This window comes from Massilia agri (genome assembly GCF_024753255.1).
GTDB classification, from domain to species: domain Bacteria; phylum Pseudomonadota; class Gammaproteobacteria; order Burkholderiales; family Burkholderiaceae_D; genus Telluria; species Telluria agri.
Genome location: NZ_JANUHA010000001.1, coordinates 589,433 through 606,024, shown reverse-complemented (window position 1 = coordinate 606,024; position 16,592 = coordinate 589,433). Strand labels below are relative to the sequence as shown.

Annotated in this window: 19 protein-coding genes and 1 other RNA gene; 9 read left to right on the top strand and 11 right to left on the bottom strand. The window is 68.2% G+C overall.

What is annotated here, in order from left to right:
• Positions 1-8: 8 nt before the first annotated feature.
• From NX780_RS02805 to NX780_RS02790, 4 genes are all read right to left on the bottom strand, one after another.
• Positions 9-938, bottom strand: a complete 930-nt coding sequence (locus tag NX780_RS02805; RefSeq protein ID WP_258826338.1) for an ABC transporter ATP-binding protein — start codon at positions 936-938, stop codon at positions 9-11.
• Between the two features lie 9 nt (positions 939-947).
• Positions 948-1,358, bottom strand: coding sequence for a GntR family transcriptional regulator (locus tag NX780_RS02800; protein WP_258826337.1), 411 nt, complete (start codon positions 1,356-1,358; stop codon positions 948-950).
• A 79-nt stretch (positions 1,359-1,437) separates the two neighbouring features.
• Positions 1,438-1,998: a YdeI/OmpD-associated family protein gene (locus NX780_RS02795; protein ID WP_258826336.1), complete on the bottom strand. Its 561-nt coding sequence runs from the start codon at positions 1,996-1,998 to the stop codon at positions 1,438-1,440.
• An 8-nt stretch (positions 1,999-2,006) separates the two neighbouring features.
• A complete protein-coding gene (locus tag NX780_RS02790) occupies positions 2,007-2,903 on the bottom strand; it encodes a LysR family transcriptional regulator (protein WP_258826335.1) in 897 nt (298 codons plus the stop codon).
• Between the two features lie 73 nt (positions 2,904-2,976).
• Here NX780_RS02790 and NX780_RS02785 point away from each other — a divergent pair, with 73 nt between their 5' ends.
• Complete coding sequence (locus NX780_RS02785) at positions 2,977-3,249, top strand: hypothetical protein (protein ID WP_258826334.1); 273 nt, start codon at positions 2,977-2,979, stop codon at positions 3,247-3,249.
• A gap of 58 nt (positions 3,250-3,307) precedes the next feature.
• Here the strand turns inward: NX780_RS02785 and groL are convergent, their stop codons facing one another.
• Complete coding sequence (gene groL, locus NX780_RS02780) at positions 3,308-4,954, bottom strand: chaperonin GroEL (protein ID WP_258826333.1); 1,647 nt, start codon at positions 4,952-4,954, stop codon at positions 3,308-3,310.
• Between the two features lie 62 nt (positions 4,955-5,016).
• A complete protein-coding gene (gene groES, locus NX780_RS02775) occupies positions 5,017-5,307 on the bottom strand; it encodes a co-chaperone GroES (protein ID WP_027865155.1) in 291 nt (96 codons plus the stop codon).
• Between the two features lie 376 nt (positions 5,308-5,683).
• On the opposite strand from groES, the gene NX780_RS02770 reads away from it, so the two are divergent.
• The 5 genes from NX780_RS02770 to NX780_RS02750 all read left to right on the top strand — a co-directional run bounded on the left by NX780_RS02770 (position 5,684) and on the right by NX780_RS02750 (position 7,810).
• Positions 5,684-5,941: a hypothetical protein gene (locus NX780_RS02770; RefSeq protein ID WP_258826332.1), complete on the top strand. Its 258-nt coding sequence runs from the start codon at positions 5,684-5,686 to the stop codon at positions 5,939-5,941.
• The gene (locus tag NX780_RS02765) at positions 5,938-6,249 is read left to right on the top strand and encodes a cell division protein ZapA (protein WP_258826331.1); all 312 of its coding nucleotides are present in this window, start codon (positions 5,938-5,940) and stop codon (positions 6,247-6,249) included. The genes NX780_RS02770 and NX780_RS02765 overlap by 4 nt, the downstream gene beginning before the upstream one ends.
• Before the next feature lie 44 nt (positions 6,250-6,293).
• Positions 6,294-6,474: non-coding RNA, 6S RNA (gene ssrS, locus NX780_RS02760), on the top strand.
• 62 nt (positions 6,475-6,536) lie between these two features.
• Entirely contained in the window at positions 6,537-7,007 is a 471-nt protein-coding gene (locus NX780_RS02755; protein ID WP_258826330.1) for an EVE domain-containing protein, read from the top strand.
• Positions 7,007-7,810, top strand: coding sequence for a sulfite exporter TauE/SafE family protein (locus NX780_RS02750; RefSeq protein WP_258826329.1), 804 nt, complete (start codon positions 7,007-7,009; stop codon positions 7,808-7,810). Before NX780_RS02755 ends, NX780_RS02750 begins: the two co-directional genes overlap by 1 nt.
• Positions 7,811-7,908: 98 nt before the next feature.
• Here the strand turns inward: NX780_RS02750 and NX780_RS02745 are convergent, their stop codons facing one another.
• From NX780_RS02745 to NX780_RS02735, 3 genes are read right to left on the bottom strand one after another with little or no spacing between them, the layout of a single operon-like run.
• On the bottom strand, positions 7,909-10,110 hold the full coding sequence (locus NX780_RS02745; protein WP_258826328.1) for a xanthine dehydrogenase family protein molybdopterin-binding subunit: 2,202 nt from the start codon (positions 10,108-10,110) through the stop codon (positions 7,909-7,911).
• A gap of 5 nt (positions 10,111-10,115) precedes the next feature.
• Complete coding sequence (locus NX780_RS02740) at positions 10,116-10,607, bottom strand: (2Fe-2S)-binding protein (protein ID WP_258826327.1); 492 nt, start codon at positions 10,605-10,607, stop codon at positions 10,116-10,118.
• Complete coding sequence (locus tag NX780_RS02735) at positions 10,604-11,896, bottom strand: c-type cytochrome (protein ID WP_258826326.1); 1,293 nt, start codon at positions 11,894-11,896, stop codon at positions 10,604-10,606. The genes NX780_RS02740 and NX780_RS02735 overlap by 4 nt, the downstream gene beginning before the upstream one ends.
• A gap of 88 nt (positions 11,897-11,984) precedes the next feature.
• Between NX780_RS02735 and NX780_RS02730 the strand changes: the two genes are divergently transcribed.
• The 3 genes from NX780_RS02730 to NX780_RS02720 all read left to right on the top strand — a co-directional run bounded on the left by NX780_RS02730 (position 11,985) and on the right by NX780_RS02720 (position 14,796).
• Positions 11,985-12,194, top strand: a complete 210-nt coding sequence (locus NX780_RS02730) for a DUF4287 domain-containing protein (RefSeq protein WP_258826325.1) — start codon at positions 11,985-11,987, stop codon at positions 12,192-12,194.
• A gap of 16 nt (positions 12,195-12,210) precedes the next feature.
• Complete coding sequence (locus tag NX780_RS02725; RefSeq protein WP_258826324.1) at positions 12,211-12,555, top strand: hypothetical protein; 345 nt, start codon at positions 12,211-12,213, stop codon at positions 12,553-12,555.
• Between the two features lie 78 nt (positions 12,556-12,633).
• A complete protein-coding gene (locus NX780_RS02720) occupies positions 12,634-14,796 on the top strand; it encodes a hybrid sensor histidine kinase/response regulator (RefSeq protein ID WP_258826323.1) in 2,163 nt (720 codons plus the stop codon).
• 7 nt (positions 14,797-14,803) lie between these two features.
• Here NX780_RS02720 and lgt read toward each other — a convergent pair whose 3' ends face one another.
• Positions 14,804-15,613, bottom strand: a complete 810-nt coding sequence (lgt, locus tag NX780_RS02715; RefSeq protein ID WP_258826322.1) for a prolipoprotein diacylglyceryl transferase — start codon at positions 15,611-15,613, stop codon at positions 14,804-14,806.
• A 22-nt stretch (positions 15,614-15,635) separates the two neighbouring features.
• On the bottom strand, positions 15,636-16,526 hold the full coding sequence (locus NX780_RS02710) for a LysR family transcriptional regulator (protein ID WP_258826321.1): 891 nt from the start codon (positions 16,524-16,526) through the stop codon (positions 15,636-15,638).
• Positions 16,527-16,592 lie beyond the last annotated feature (66 nt).

Sequence of the window (16,592 nt, the reverse complement as noted above, 5' to 3'; positions counted from 1 at the left end):
GCGTTCTTTCAGGCGGCGGCGGACAAGGGGGAAGCGCCGGCATGGCCGCGCGCGAGGAAGCCGTTGACGGCGCGGTCGAGGCTCACGGGCATGGATTGACAACTGCGCGCGCCCATCAGGCGCAGGCGGGCGCCGAAGTCCTCGCCGCCGTCGAACACGACGAGGTGGGTGAGGCCGTCGATGACGCGCATTTCCAGCACGCCCGGCAGGTGCGCCGAAAGATCGGCTGAACTCGGCTGGCGGAAGGGGAAATCGGCGATCCACAATGCCACGCGCTCGCAGAACTCGCCGGGCGGCGACATATGGCGCAGCACGCCGCGCTCCATGATCACGAGGTTGTCGGCGACGCGCTCGATCTCCTCCATCTGGTGCGAGCAGTAGACGACCGTCGCGCCGTCGTCCAGGCTCGTTTGCAGCAGGGCGTCCAGGAAGGCGCGCTTGGCGACGACGTCCAGGCCGAGCGTGGGCTCGTCGAGGATCAGGAGTTCCGGCCCTTGGGCCAGGGCCAGCGCCAGGCTGACGCCGGCGCGTTCGCCGCGCGAGAGTTCCGCGATCTTCTGGCGGTCGGCCACGTTGAAGTTGACCAGCACCTGGCGATAGCGCTCCTGGCTCCAGCCGGGGTAGAGACGGCGCTGCATGGCGGCCAGTTCTTCCACGCGCATCCAGGTCGGCAGCGTGTGTTCCTCGTTGACGAAGCCGATGCGGGCGCGCAGCGCGGGCCCCAGGGCGCGGCTGTCGCAGCCGAGTACCGCGGCGCTGCCGCTGTCGGCGCAAGCGAAGCCCAGCAGCACGCGGAACAGGGTCGACTTGCCGGCCCCGTTGGCGCCGACGATGGCGTGCACGCCGCCGCGCGCCAGGCGCAGCGACAGGTTGTCGAGCGCCTGCTTGCCGCGGTAGGACAGGCTCAAGGCTTCGGTATGGATGACGTAGTCGTTCATGATGACTCCTTATGCGACCTTGCGCGGCAGGCAGGCGGCCAGTTCGGACTCGACGCGCTCCAGCACTTCGGCGCTCGAGTAACCCAGGCCGATGACGTCGCCGGTGAAGCGGTCGACGGCTTCATCGAGCCGGCGTGCGCGTTCGGCGTCGGACAGCAGCTGGCGCGGCGGGAGCACGAACAGGCCCAGGCCCGCGCGCGATTCCACCCAGCCCTCGGTGGCCAGTTCGCCATAGGCCTTGGCGACGGTGTTCGGATTGATCGACAGCTGTTGCGCCAGGCCGCGCACGCTGGGTAGCGCAGCGCCGACCGGCAGCTCGCCGCTGGCGATCAGGCGGCGCACGCCGTCGACGATCTGGCGGTTGATCGGCCGGGTGTCGCCGGTGGCGATATTCAGCATCAAGGGGGTACGGCGGCTCATGGCGGCTCCTAACTGTACTATTACACGTAGTACAGTAGCGGCGGCGTCAAGCCTCGTCAATGCAAATCGGATGCATATGCTAGCTGAGCCGCTTGCCTGCCGCGCAGGCCTGCATCAGCTTCTCTAACCGGCCTGCGCGCGTCTCGGCCTTCTTCGCGTTCGTGATCCAGTGCAGGACCGTCTTGCGGTAGCCGGGCGGGCAGGTTTCGAAACAGTCCCATGCGGTGGCGTCGCGCTGGAAGCGCGCCAGTTCCGCCGGCGAGAGCTCGGGGGCATCGGTGCGCTCGTGCGAGTAGATGCCGGACTTCGCCTCCGATCGCAGCGCGAAAGCCGCTTCGCCCGCCGGCCGCATTTTCCCTGCGGCGCGCAGCTTGTCCATCTTCGCGATGTTCACCGCGCTCCAGATCGAGGAAGGCTTGCGGGGCGTGAAGCGGATCGAGTAGCTGTCGTCGTCGATGCGCCGGCGCACGCCGTCGATCCAGCCGAAGCACAGGGCTTCGTCGACCGATTCGGACCAGCTCATGCAGGGGCGCTTGGTGCCGACCTTGTAAAAGCCCACCAGCAGTTCGGTACTGCCTTCGGCATGGGCTTCCAGCCAGGCGCGGAATGCCCTGGCGTCGGCGAAAAAAGTGGGCGTCATGGCGGACATCATGCGGGCAGCACGACGGCGCCGCGCAGGAAATCGAACATGGCCTTCATCCGACCCAGATAGCGGGTGTCGGGATGGGCCAGCACCCACAGGCCGATGTCGAGTTCGGGCAAGGGCCCGTCCAGCATCACCACGTGGGGATGCTCTCGCATCACCGCCAGCGGCGCCACGCCGACGCCCAGGCCATTGACCACCGCGCCCGCCACCGCCAGCAGGTTGCTGACCTTGTGCCGCGGCGCGAGCTGCGGATAGCGCGCGCGACGCCAGCGCTGCGACGGGTGGTCGGGCAGGGCGTCGTCCAGCGCGATCCAGTCCATCTCGGCCAGCGGTTTGCCGGCCGGCTGCCGCGCCAGGTAGTCCTTGCCGGCGTAGACCGCCGAGCGCACCGTGCCGAGCCGGATGCCGACCAGGTGTTCGGGTGGATCGTCGGTGGCGCGAATCGCGATGTCGGCTTCGCGCTGGCTCAGGTTGACCAGCACATTGGTGGTGGCCAGTTCGAGCTCGATGCGCGGGTGGAGGGCAGCGAAGGGCGCGAGCACGGGCAGCAGCACCGTGTGCAGCAGCGTATCGGTGAGGGTGATGCGCAGCAGGCCCGATGGCTCGGTGGCCTGGTTGAAGGCGGCTTCGCGCGCTTCTTCCAGCTGGGTCTCGATGCGTTCGGCGTGGCTGGCCAGCACGCGGCCCAGTTCCGTCGCCGTATAGCCCTGCCGGCCGCGGTCGAACAGCAGCTCGCCGAGGTCCTGCTCGATGCGCTTGATGGCACGGAAGACCGTGGACGTGTCCACCTTCAGGCGCTCGGCGGCGCCGGCCAGGGTGCGGCCGCGCTGCAGCGCAAGGATGATCTCGAGCTCCTGGGGACCCAGCTTCGATTGCAGCTTTGCATACGATGGTTTCATGGATGCCTATTTTATATGCGTTCGCGCATCGATAGAGTGGTGGCTCCCCAACCCACTTCGCAAGGAACCCATCATGAACCACACGCTCCGCACCCTCGTCCTGCTGCTGCGCCTGTCGTTTGGCGCGTTCGCACTCGCCCTTGCCATGCTGACGGCGACTGCCCTCGGCGTGCCGGCCTTCGCGCAGGCGCTCGCCGGGCAGGGCATGCTTCTCCCCCTGAGCTGGCCGGCCGCGCTGGTCGAATGCGGGCTTGCGCTGGCCGCCTTTTTCCTGCGCCAATCCGCGCCGCGGCTGGTCGTCTCGCACCGCAAACCGGTGGACATGAAAAAAGCCTGCAAGGCGTGAACCCTGCAGGCTTTGTTTGCGGTGGACGGCGCCATCCGGCGCCATCCAGCGGGGCACATTACATCATGCCGTCCATGCCGCCCATGCCACCCATGCCACCCATGCCGCCCATGCCGCCGGCCGGCTTGTCTTCGACGACTTCCGAGACCATGCAGTCGGTGGTCAGCATCAGGCCGGCGATCGACGCTGCGTTCTGCAGTGCCGAGCGGGTGACCTTGGCCGGATCCAGCACGCCCATTTCGACCATGTCGCCATAGGTGCCGTTGGCGGCGTTGTAGCCGTAGTTGCCGGTGCCGGCGATGACGGCTGCGACCACGACCGACGGCTCGTCGCCGGCGTTCTGGACGATCATGCGCAGCGGCTCTTCCATGGCGCGCAGGACGATCTTGATGCCTGCGTCCTGGTCAGGGTTGTCGCCCTTGATGTCCAGGTTCGAGCGTGCGCGCAGCAGGGCCACGCCGCCGCCCGGGACGATGCCTTCTTCGACGGCGGCGCGGGTTGCGTGCAGCGCGTCTTCCACGCGTGCCTTCTTCTCTTTCATCTCGACTTCGGTGGCTGCACCGACGCGGATCACGGCAACGCCGCCGGCCAGCTTGGCCACGCGTTCCTGCAGCTTTTCGCGGTCGTAGTCCGAGGTCGCTTCTTCGATCTGGACGCGGACCATCTTGACGCGTGCTTCGATCGCTTCAGCGGCGCCGGCGCCGTCGATGATGATGGTGTTTTCCTTGCCCACTTCGACGCGCTTGGCCTGGCCCAGTTCCTGCAGCGTGACCTTTTCCAGGGTCAGGCCGACTTCTTCGGCGATGACCTGGCCGCCGGTCAGGATGGCGATGTCTTCCAGCATGGCCTTGCGGCGGTCGCCGAAGCCCGGGGCCTTGACGGCGACGGTCTTCAGGATGCCACGGATGTTGTTGACCACCAGGGTCGCCAGCGCTTCGCCTTCGATGTCTTCGGCGACGATCACCAGCGGACGGCCGGCCTTGGCGACTTGCTCCAGCACCGGCAGCAGGTCACGGATGTTCGAGATCTTCTTGTCGCACAGCAGGATGAACGGGTTCTCGTGAACGGCGACCTGCTTGTCCGGGTTGTTGATGAAGTACGGCGACAGGTAGCCGCGGTCGAACTGCATGCCTTCCACGATGTCCAGCTCGTCGTTCAGCGACTTGCCGTCTTCGACGGTGATGACGCCTTCCTTGCCGACTTTTTCCATCGCTTCAGCGATGCGCTCGCCGATCGAGGTTTCCGAGTTGGCCGAGATGGCGCCGACTTGTGCGATCTCTTTCGAGGTGGTGGTCGGCTTGGCGATCTTCTTCAGTTCTTCGACGGTGGCGGCGACGGCCTTGTCGATGCCGCGCTTCAGGTCCATCGGGTTCATGCCGGCGGCGACGAACTTCATGCCTTCGCGGACGATGGCTTGCGCCAGCACGGTCGCGGTGGTGGTGCCGTCACCGGCGTTGTCGCTGGTCTTCGAAGCGACTTCCTTGACCATCTGGGCGCCCATGTTCATGAGCTTGTCCTTCAGTTCGATCTCTTTCGCGACCGAGACGCCGTCCTTGGTGACGGTCGGGGCGCCGAACGAGCGCTCCAGCACCACGTTGCGGCCTTTCGGGCCCAGGGTGACCTTGACTGCGTTGGCGAGGATGTTGACGCCTTCGACCATCTTGGCGCGCGCTGCGTCGCCGAACACTACTTCTTTAGCTGCCATTTCTTGTTCTCCGAATGAATTCGTGAATGTGTATTACAGGAGGGATGCGGATCGACCGACGATCACTGGGCCACGACGGCCATGATGTCTTCTTCGCGCATGACCAGCAGTTCCTGGCCATCGACCTTGACGGCCTGGCCCGAGTACTTGCCGAACAGGACGCGGTCACCGACCTTCACTTCCAGCGGACGAACCTGGCCGTTTTCCTGCACCTTGCCGTTGCCGACGGCGAGGATCTCGCCCTGGTCCGGCTTCTCGGCGGCCGCGTCGGGGATGATCAGGCCGGATGCAGTCTTGGTCTCCTGGTCGAGACGCTTCACGATGACGCGATCGTGGAGAGGACGAAGGTTCATGCAAAACTCCTTATTTTTCAGTGGTTTGACTAGCTATCGAGGGCCGCCGCGGTGGGGCGCCGGCCTTGAATTTGGATACTGCGGTTGTTAGCACTCTCTGCCAACGAGTGCTAATTATAGGGATCATAACACCCCATTTCAAGCGCCAGTGTGTGAGATCGAACCGACTTTTTGACGGATCGCAACGTAATAGGGGGCTGTGCCCACCCGCGGCGTGGTCATGCGAACAATAGCCGGGCAGGGTACACTAAGACGACGCACCTGCGCCGCACGCCTGCGCCACGCCCGATCCGCCGCCGTGTTTCCCCTCGCAAGGGGGGCATGCCGTGCCTGCGATTCGGTTGACGGAAAAACCATCTCAGTCCTATAGTGTCGAATGATTTCCGAATTCCAAGACCTCTCCGACAAAATCGACCGGCTCGCCCAGCTGACCCAGTCGCTGCGCGCCGAGAACTACCTGCTCCGCCAGGCCAATAGCCTGTTAAGCGCCGAAAACCTCGCGTTCAAGGAGCGCCTGAACCAGGCCCAGCAACGTGTCGAGGCCTTGCTCGAGCAATTCCCTGCTCCTGAGACGGAAACGGGCGAGGGCGATGCTGCGGCGCCCGACGCGCGCGATAGCGAGGCCACCCAATGATCCATCTCGATTGCACCATCATGGGCCAGCCTTACCGCCTGGCCTGCCGCGAAGGCGAGGAGCGCACGCTGCGCGAAGCGGTCCATTACCTCGACGGCAAAATGTGCGCCTTGCGCGATTCGGGCAAGGTCAAGGGAACGGATCGCATCGCCGTGATGGCGGCGCTGAGCGTGGCGGCGGAATTCCTGTCCGTGAAGTCGCCGCAAGGTCCGCTGTCGGACATGTCGATCCTCGAAGTCAAGCAGAAGCTGGAATCGATGCACGCGGTGCTCGACAGCGTGCTGTCGCCGCAGGAAAACCCGTTCTGAGCCTGGATTCGGTTGACATGCTCGGCCAACAGAGTAAACTGCGCACTACCCTGCGGTGTTCGAGATTTGTCATATATTCCTTGAACCATTCTTTCGCATAGGTTGTGGGACATGCTTGGTGGGCGCGAGCGTCACTAGTCTGACGAACCCGAAATTGAGCTGACTGCGACCACCTTGAGCCTTTTGGTTCGGGATGCCGGCAATAACGACACAGGCGGGGCTACATACACGAGCGGTTGCGCACCTTGGTACGCAACCGCTTTTTTTTATTGTTTGCTGGAGATCCGATGCGCTACTGGTTGATGAAATCCGAACCGGACGAAGTCAGTTTCGACGACGTCCTGGCTGCACCCAAGCAGACGGTGGCCTGGTTCGGCGTCCGTAACTACCAGGCGCGCAACTTCATGCGCGACGCCATGTCGGTCGGCGACGGCGTCCTGTTCTACCACTCCAGCTGCGCCGTGCCCGGCGTGGCCGGCATCGCGGAAGTGGCCAGCACGCCCTACCCGGACGCGAGCCAGTTCGACCCCGCCAGCCACTACTTCGATCCCAAGGCCACCCAGGAAAACCCGCGCTGGATCTCGGTCGACGTGCGCGCCGTCGAACAGGGACGCTACCTGCCGCTGACGGAGATGCGCACCATCCCGGCGCTCGAAGACATGGTGCTGCTCCAGAAGGGCAGCCGCCTCTCGATTTCGCCGGTGACAAGCGGCCAATGGAACGCCATCCTCACGCTGCTGCGCGAAGGGAAGCGTTGATGGACGTCGGTTTGATCGTCGCCCTGCTGCTGATGGGCGCCTTCGGCGGCTTCGCGGCGGGCCTGCTGGGCATCGGCGGCGGCATGGTGCTCGTGCCCTTCATTACCATGATCTTCACGGCGCGCGGCATTGCGCCGGAACTCACCATCCACATGGCGATCGCCACCTCGCTCGCCACCATCCTGTTCACGTCGCTCTCCTCGGTGCGCGCCCACCACAAGCACGGCGCCGTCCTGTGGCCGGTGGTGAAGCTGCTGGCGCCGGGCATCCTGATCGGGTCGTGGATCGGGCCCTGGATCGGCAAGCAGATGGACTCCTCCTTCCTCGCCGCCTTCTTCGGTGTCTTCGTCGCCTTCTCCGCGACCCAGATGCTGGTCGGGAAGAAGCCGGCCGCCTCGCGCGCCCTCCCGGGCAAGCCGGGCATGTTCGCGGCGGGGGGCTTCATCGGCACCCTGTCGGGCATCGTCGGCGCCGGCGGCGGCTTCATCTCGGTGCCCTTCATGACCTGGTGCGGGGTGCGCATCCACAATGCGGTCGCCACCAGCGCGGCGCTGGGCTTTCCGATCGCGCTCTCGGGCACCATCTCGAACATCTGGTTCGGCTGGGGCGAGCCGGGGCTGCCGGAATATGCGCTCGGCTTCATCTACGTGCCGGCCCTGGCCATCATCGTGCTGGCCAGCGTGATCATGGCGCCGCTCGGCGCGCGCACCGCCCACCGCATGCCGGTGCGCCGGCTGCAGAAGGTGTTCGCGGTGATCCTGTATGCGCTTGCCGCGTATATGTTCTGGAAGGCGTTCCAGTAGGGTGGTCGGCTACGCCGACCGCGCGTTCAGCTCCCCTTCGATCAGACGATGTGCTGCTCAGAGACCGTTTGAACGCGCGGTCGGCAGAGCCGACCACCCTACAGACTGAAGCTGCGCATGCGGGCGCGGTCGAGCGGCAGGTCGCGCACCCGGGCGCCGCAGGCATCCGCCACCGCATTGGCGATCGCCGCCGCCGCCGGGCCCTGCGCCGCTTCGCCGGTGCCCAGGAAGGGCTGCCCCGGCCGGTCGAGCAGGTGCACCGCCACCTTGTCGGGCGCCTGGTTGAAGCGCAGGATCGGGTAGCCGGCCCAGTCGCGGCCCAGCACTTCCCTGGCATCGAAGCGCACCTGCTCCAGCAGGGTCCAGCTGGACGACTGGATGATGCCGCCCTCGATCTGGTTGCGCACCCCGTCCGGGCTCACGACTTCGCCGCAATCCACGGCCGCATCGGCGCGCACGATGCGCACGAAGCCGGTGTCCAGCGCCACCTCGACTTCCAGCGCGACAGCGCAGTAGGCGGCCAGGTTCTTGTAGCGGGCGAAGGCGAAGCCGCGGCCCCGTCCCGGCTTGCGCTTGTAAGCGTCCCAGCCGAACTTCGCGGCCGCCGTCCTGACAGCCTCGATGGCGCGTGGGTCGGCCAGGTGGCGCAGGCGGAAAGCCACCGGGTCTCGCCTGGCCGCCTGCGCCAGTTCGTCCATGAAGCTCTCGATCGCGAACACATTGCAGTAGGCGCCCAGCGAGCGCAGCGCCGAGGTGCGCAGCACGCCTTGCGGCTGGAAGCGGTGGACCACGCGCGCATTCGGGAGCAGGTAATAGGGCACGGCATTGCGGTCGCCGCTGCCTTCCGGCTGCGGGATGGGCTTCGGCGCCGGCGGCGCGAAGGGGCGCGCCAGGTGGGTGGCGGCGAGCAGGTTGCCGGCCTTGCCGGGCCGCGTGTTATGCGACTGGCTCCAGACCTCGTACTGCCAGTCGGCGATCATGCCGTCCGGGCCCAGCGTGGCCTGCACGTCCGCCACCATGGCGGGACCATAGGGCTCCCAGCCGTGTTCTTCCTCGCGCATCCACTGCACCCGCACCGGCAGGCCGGGGAAGGCGCGCGCCAGCAGCACGGCGTCGGCCGCGACGTCGTCGGCGCCGTTGTGGCCGTAGCAGCCGGAACCCTCCATGTGGATGCAGTGCACCGCCTGTTCGGGCGCGCCGAGCACTTCGGCCAGCGCGCGGCGCAAGGGGAAGACGCCCTGCGAGTGGGTCCAGACGGTGTAGCGGCCTTCTTCCAGCGAGGCCACGGCGCAGGAGGGGCCGATCGAGGCGTGCAGCTGGAAGGGGCGGGTGTAGGTGGCGCGCAGGGTCTTGCCGGCCGCGCCCGGCGTGCCGCGCGCCAGCACGGCTTGCCGTTCGCCGGGCAGGCCGCGCACGATGGAAGCGATGTCGCGTCCGCCCGGCAGCGCGGCCGGGGCCTCCCAGCGCGTGGCGCGCGCAAGGGCGGCAGCGGCCTTCACCGCGCGCCACTCCTCGTCGGCGATCACGGCCAGGAAGCGGCCGTCGCGCACGATTTCCAGCACGCCCGGCATGCGCATCACCTCCGACGTGTCGACGCCCACCAGCTGCGCGGCCTGCGACGGCGGGCGCACCACGCGCGCATGCACCATGGCCGGCAGGCGCAGGTCGTGCACGTAGATCAGGCCGCCCGCGACCTTGGCGGGAATGTCGAGGCGCGGCAGGCTGATGCCCGAATAGCGCGGCGTGCCCGGGGCCGGAGGATTCGAGGCGGGAAGAAAGGCCGTGGCCCGCACGTGCTGGTCGCTGCCCGCCACCAGTTCGGCGAAGCTCACGCGCCGCCCGTCCCGGCTGCGGAACACGCCGTTGGACAACAGCAGGGAATCGACAGGCGCCTTCAGGCGCGCGGCCGCGCGCTCGTAGAGGAGCTGGCGCACCTGGCCTGCGGCGTGGCGCAGGGCGGTGCCGCTATCCTGCATCGAATGGCTGCCGGCCGTATAGCCTTCGTCGGGCGTGCGTTCGGTGTCGGCGCTCACCAGCATCATGCGGCCCGGGTCGAGCCGCAGCTCGTGCGCGGCCACCTGCATCAGGGCGGTCTTGATGCCCTGGCCGAGTTCCGCCTTACCGGTGAAGACCGTGACGCGGTTGTCGGCGCCGACCCGGATCCAGGCGTCCAGCCACGGGGCTTTATCGAGGCTGCCCGGCAACCCTTCATCGCTGGCTGCCTGCAGCGGCAGCGCGAAGGACAGCGTGAGCGCGCCGCCGCTTTTCAGGAAGCGCCGGCGCGATGGGTGTGTGGGCATGCCGCTCATCGCTTCTTCCTTGCGGGCGCCGCCGTCAGGGCATCGGCCGCGCGCCGCACCGCGCGCAGGATGCGCAGATGGGTGCCGCAGCGGCACAGGTTGGGCTGCATCCAGGCGCGGATCTGCGCATCGGTCGGCTCGCGCACCGCGTCGAGCAGGGCGGTGGCGCGCATGATCATGCCGGCGATGCAGTAGCCGCACTGGGCCGCCTGTTCTTCCACGAAGGCCTGCCGCAGCACCACGCCCGGCACCCAGCGCGTGCCCGGCGACTCCACGGTGCGGATGGCGCGCGGGCCGACCATCGACACCGGCAGCAGGCAGGACATCACCGGCGCGCGGTCGACCGTCACCGTGCAGGAACCGCACTGTCCCATGCCGCAGCCGAACTTGGCGCCGTTGAGTTTCAGGTCGTTGCGCAGCACGTAGAGCAGCGGGGTGTCCGGGTCGACATCGACCTCGTGCGGCTTGCCGTTGACCTGCAGGCGGTACTTCGTCATGGTGTCCTCGTCTTCTTCACGCTGTCCTCGAGGTCTTCCCAAGGCTCCGCCTTGGCGCCGTAGCGCCGCAGGTAGGCGGCGAGCGCGGTGAGCTGTTCGTCGTTCAGGATGGTGGCGAAGCCCGGCATGAAGCGTCCCGGCTCGCCGTCCGGCGGCGTGATGCCCTCGCGCACGATGTGGATCAGGCTGCGCGGATCCGGGTCGTACAGGGCCACGGCCTGTTGCAGCTGGAGGGCCCCGCCCGAGCTGGACGCGCGGCCGGCGTCGTGGCAGCGCGCGCAGGCCATGACATAGGTCTCGTGGCCGAGGCGCATGCGGGCGTCGGGTTCGCTGGCGGCGGGAGCGGGCAGGGGGCCGGGCGCAGGCAGGACGCGTGCAGGAGCCTGGGCCAGGTAGCCGTGGATGTAGGCGGCGATGGCCCGCACGTCCTCCGGGTCGGCCTGGCCGAGCTGCACGACCACGTCCTGCATCGGGCCGCCCGCTACCGCGTGGCCGGGAGCGATGCCGGTACGCAGGTATTCGCCCAGGTGCTCGCGCGTCCACGGAAGCGGCGAAGGCGATTGCGCGTCAAGCGCCGGCGCATACCAGTCCTCGGCCTCGCCGCCGTCGAACTGGCGGCTGAGCCTGGGCCCGCCCAGCAGGCCCCGCGGCGTGTGGCAGGCGGCGCAGTGGGCCAGCGCATGGGTGACGTAGGCGCCGCGGTTCCATTGGGCTGATTGGCGGGTGTCCGCCTGCCAGGGCGATTCGTCGAGGTAGAGCAGGTTCCAGAATCCGACCAGGGGGCGGAAACCGAAGGGGAAGCGCATCCGGTTCTCGCGCGCCGGGGCGTCGATGGCCGGGCGCGTCATGAAGAAGGCGTACAGGGCGTCGATGTCGCCCTGGCCCAGCTTCGTGTAGTGGGTGTAGGGGAAGGCCGGGTAGAGCAGGCGGCCGTCGCGCGCGACCCCCTGGCGCATGGCGCGCGTGAATGCTTCGACGGTCCAGGCGCCGATGCCGGTGCGCGCGTCGGGCGTGATGTTGGTGCTGTAGACGGTGCCGAAGGGCGTGGCGAGGGCCAGGCCGCCGGCGAAGGGCTTTGCCACGTCGGCGGTATGGCAGGCGGCGCACATGCCGAGGCGGGCCAGGTTGGCGCCGCGCCGGACCTGGTCCGCATCGAAGGAGCCGGGGGAGCCGCCGCGCTCGGGCAGGGCGGGGCGCCACATGATGGTCCATGCGGCCAGCGCGGACAGGACGAGCGCCGCCCCTGCCAGCCACCACCGGTATCGCCTTGCCCCTCCCGCTTTCTTCATTCGATTTTTCCGGTCAGATGTCGAATCCCGGCCGCGCCGATCGTCGTGCTGTTGAATGGCGCTATTATCAAGCAAAAAGGAGAGCATCATGAGCACGCAAGCCGACGTCAAGGGTCCCGCATCCTACTTCCCCTCGATCGAGAAAAAATACGGCCAGCCGGTCGCGCACTGGTTCGGGCTGCTGGACACGCAGTCCGGCAAGAAGCACATGGAGCTGGTGGCCTGGCTCAAGGCCGAGCATGGGCTGGGCCATGGGCACGCCAATGCCCTGGTCGCGCACCACCTGGCTGCGCGCTAAGTGGTATGCTGGGGCCATGACTACTGATTCCGATATCGAACTGTCCGGCCCCTTCCAGGTGAAGGACGGCGCCGGCCGCCTGCTGGACGTGAAGGCGATCCGTATCTTCGACGAAGGCTACGGCATCATCGACGTCTACGTCGACTTCAAGGCCAGGCTCGAACCCGGCGCCTACAAGGACACGGTGCTGCTGCGCCAGATCGTCGAGCGCCTGCGTGCGCTGGGCTACAAGGGGCCGGACTTCGGCCACAGCGATCCGGGCCTGCAGGAAAGCCGCCTGATCGTGCTCGAGGCGCCCGAGGAATTCACGGCCTTCGCCAAGAGCCGCGGCTGGAAGAACCTGGCCGAGGATTTCGACTAAGTTCGGCCGGGGCAGGCGCGGCCCGGCATTGCCGCGTCCGTTTTTGCCTATAATGGCCCTTTTCACTTGGGCCCCCGCATGCCGCGCCAGGCTTCCACAGTTTCGCTCCGCCGCCTGCTGGTCCTGCTCACGGCCCTCGGGCTGCTGCCGCTGGCCCTGCTGGGCGTCTGGGGCCTCCACCTGGTCGGCGACTACCAGCAGCGCGAGCAGGAACGTTCGCTGCTCGACCTGGCGCGCGCGCTGTCGAGCGCGGTCGACGCCGAACTCGATGCCTCGGTCGGGACGCTCACCGCCATGGGCCGCACACCGGTGCTGGCCGGCGGCGACCTGCGCGGATTCCACGCTTTCGCCAGCGCCCAGGTGGCGGCGCAGCCGGAATGGCTGGCGGTGTTCCTGAGCGATACCGGCGGCGCCATCCTGTTCCGTACCACGGCGCCCTACGGCGCCCCGGACGGCCCCGTGGCCGATCCGGCCAGCCTGCGGCGCGCCATCGAGCTGCACCAGCCGGTGGCCGGCAGCGTCGTGCGCGGCAAGGGCGGCCGCGCGGCCTTCCCGGTGCGTGTGCCGGTCGAGAACAGCCTGGGCCGCGACTACATCCTCAGCGCCGTGATCAAGCCCGACCGCATGCTGCGCGTGATCGAGCGCCAGAAGGTGCCGGCCAGCTCGGTGCTCGCGATCATGGACGTCGGCGGCGCCATCGTGGCCCGCTCCAAGGGGCAGCCGCAGCTGGTCGGCAGCCCGCCCAGCCCGTCCCTCGTGAAACTGATGCGCGAGGGCGGAGCGGAAGCGGTTGGCCGTACCACCACCCTCGAAGGCGAATCCGTTACCACGGCGTTCGCGCGCTCCCGCTACGGCTGGTCGGTGGCGATCGGCGTGGCCACCGCCGCGCTGGCGCCCGCCTCCCTGCAGGGCCTGACCTTCTATGCGGCCGGCCTGGCGGCCTCGCTGCTGGCCTGCCTGCTGATCGCGTCGCTGCTCTCGCACCGCATCGTGCGCACCTTCCTCAGCCTGCAGCAGGGCACCGCGGCGCTCGGCGCGGGCGAGAAGGTGGAAGTGGCGCCCTCGCGCATCGGCGAGATCGTGCAGATGCAGGAGGCGCTCCTTGCCGCCGCCGCCCGGCGCGAGGCGCACGAAGCCGAGCGTTCGCGCCTGCTGGCTTCCCTGGAGACGGCGCTCGGCGACAGCCGCGCCGCCGGCCGGGTCAAGGACGAATTCCTCGCCATGCTGGGCCATGAGCTGCGCAACCCGCTCAGTCCCATCGTCGCCTCGCTCGACCTGATGGACATGCGGGGCGAAGCGGGCAGCCAGCGCGAGCGCACCATCATGCGGCGCCAGGTGAACCACCTGCGGCGCCTGGTCGACGACCTGCTGGACGTCTCGCGCATCGCCAGCGGCAAGCTGCAGGTCGAACTGAAGCCCCTGAATCTCGCGGAGCTGGTGCGCCATGCGGTGGCGGCATTCCCCGGCCGGCAGCCGGAGCTGGTGGCGCCAGGGTCGCTCTGGGTGCACGGCGACGAGGCCCGCCTCGCGCAGGTCCTGAACAACCTGCTGTCGAACGCGGCGCGCTTCGGCAGGGACAGCACCCGCGTCTCGCTGGACGCCCGCGACGGCATGGCGCGCCTGGCCGTGTGCGACGACGGCGCCGGCATGAGCGTGGCGATGCTGGAGCGGATCTTCGAACCCTTCTTCCAGGCGCCGCAGCCGCTGGCGCGCAATACCGGCGGGCTCGGGCTCGGCCTGGCGATCGTGCGCCGCATCGTCGAGCTGCATGGCGGCACCGTGAAGGCATTCAGCGAGGGCGAAGGCAAGGGCAGCCGCTTCGAGGTCTGGCTGCCGCTGGGCGAGGCGGCGCAATCCGGACAGGAAGCCACGGTCGAGGCGGCGCCCGCGCGCCTGGACGTGCTGCTGGTCGACGACAACTACGACGCCGTGGTGGCGACCGCCGCGCTGCTCGAGAACATGGGCCACACCGTGCGGGTGGCGGCGACCGGAGAAGAGGCGATCCAGGAAGCGGCGCGCCAGGCGCCCGACGTGGCCATCCTCGACATCGGCCTGCCCGACATGGATGGCTATGCGCTCGCGCGCCGCCTGCTCGACAAGGAGCCGGGCTTGAAGCTGGTGGCGCTGAGCGGCTACGGCCAGCAGTCGGACGTGGCGCAGGCGATGGCGGCAGGTTTTTCCCTGCACCTGACCAAGCCCGCCTCCCTGGAAGAACTACGGCGGGCCTTAGTGCCCGCCTGAACAGGTGTTACGCGTGCGCCGCGCGCGTCGGGGCCTGGCGATAGGCCCAGGCCAGCATGACCAGGGCGGCGACGATCATCGGCAGCGACAGCACCTGGCCCGAGGTGATCGGCAGCCCGAACACGGTGGTTTCCCAGTCCGGTACGCGGAAGTACTCGGTGGTGAAGCGCGCGCAGCCATACAGCAGGGTGAACATGGCGCCGACCGCCAGGCGCGGGCGCTGCTTGCGCGCATAGGGCCAGAGGATCAGGAACACGACGATCCCGTCGAGCAGCATCTGGTACAGGGGCGACGGGTGGCGCGGACCTTCGACGCCCGGCCACAGCATGGCCCAGGGCAGGCTGGGGTCGGCGATACGGCCCGGCAGCTCGGCGTTGATGAAGTTGCCCAGGCGGCCGGCCGCATAGCCGAGCGGCACCATCGGCGCGATGAAATCGTAGACGTCGAGCAGGTTGCGCTTGCGCTTGTGCGCCCACAGGGCCATCGCGATCAGCACGCCCAGGAAGCCGCCATGGAAGGACATGCCGCCGCGCCAGACCATGAAGATCTCGAGCGGGTGCTGGAGGAAGTAGAGCGGCTGGTAGAACAGCACCTCGCCCAGGCGCCCGCCCAGCACCACGCCCAGCATGCCGTAGAAGAGCATGTCGTCGAGGTCCTCGGCCTTCCAGCCTTGCGCCGCGATGTGCGGCTGCCTGATGCGCACCCGTCCCAGGATCAGGAACAGGGCGAAGGCGACCACGTACATCAGGCCATACCAATGGATCTGCACCGGTCCGATGGCGAAGGCGATGGGATCCGGCTGCGGGTGTACTAGCATGTCTATTCTTTCTCGCTTTTCTCTATTGTTCGATCAAATCCAGGAAGCCCCTGAGCACGGGCGATTCGCTGTCGCGGCGCCAGGCCACGCCCAGCTCGGCCAGCGGCGTGGGCGTGCGCAGGGGACGGTATTGCACGCCCGCGCGCATCAGGTTCGAGACGGATTGTGGCACAAGTGCCAATCCCATGCCGCCGGAGACCAGGCTGACGATGGTCTGCATCTGGATCGCTTCCTGCCCGATCACGGGCGTGAGGCCCTCCGCGCGGAAGGTCGCGAGGATGGCGTCGTGCAGCAGCGGGGCCAGGGTGCGCGGGAAGATCACGAGGGGCAGCGGCGGCAGGTCGCGCAGGCTGACCGGGCCTTCGTCCTGCAAGCCATCCAGGTCGGCGGGCGCGCACAGGATCAGCGGCTCTTCCAGCACCTTGCGGTAGGCGACCGCGGCGTCCAGGCGGCCGGGCAGGGGCGGGATCACGAAGCCGGCGTCGATGCGTCCGTGCAGCAGCTCTTCGGCCTGCACGTCGGTGGTGGCCTCGCGCAGCACCAGCTGGACCTGGGGGAAGGCGGCGCGGTAGCGCTGCAGGATGCCGGGCAGGATGCTGTAGTCGGCGGTGGACACGAAGGACAGGGTCAGGCGGCCCGCTTCGCCGCCGGCCACGCGCCGGACCAGGCCCGGCAAGGCCTCGGCATCCTCGAGCAGGCGCCGGGCTTCGGGGAGCAGGGCGCTGCCGGCCGGCGTGAGCGTGACCTGGCGGCGGTTGCGCAGGAACAGCGGCGCGCCGAGCTGGCTTTCCAGGTTGGCGATGCTCTGGGACAGGGGCGGCTGCGTCATGTGCAGGCGCTCGGCGGCGCGGCCGAAGTGCAGTTCCTCGGCGACCGTGACGAAGTGGCGGAGCTGGCGGAGTTCGAAGTTCATTGATACGCGCAGTGTATGGGATGGACCCGGTGATATGTGCAGCATATCACCCTGCGGTATCGGGGA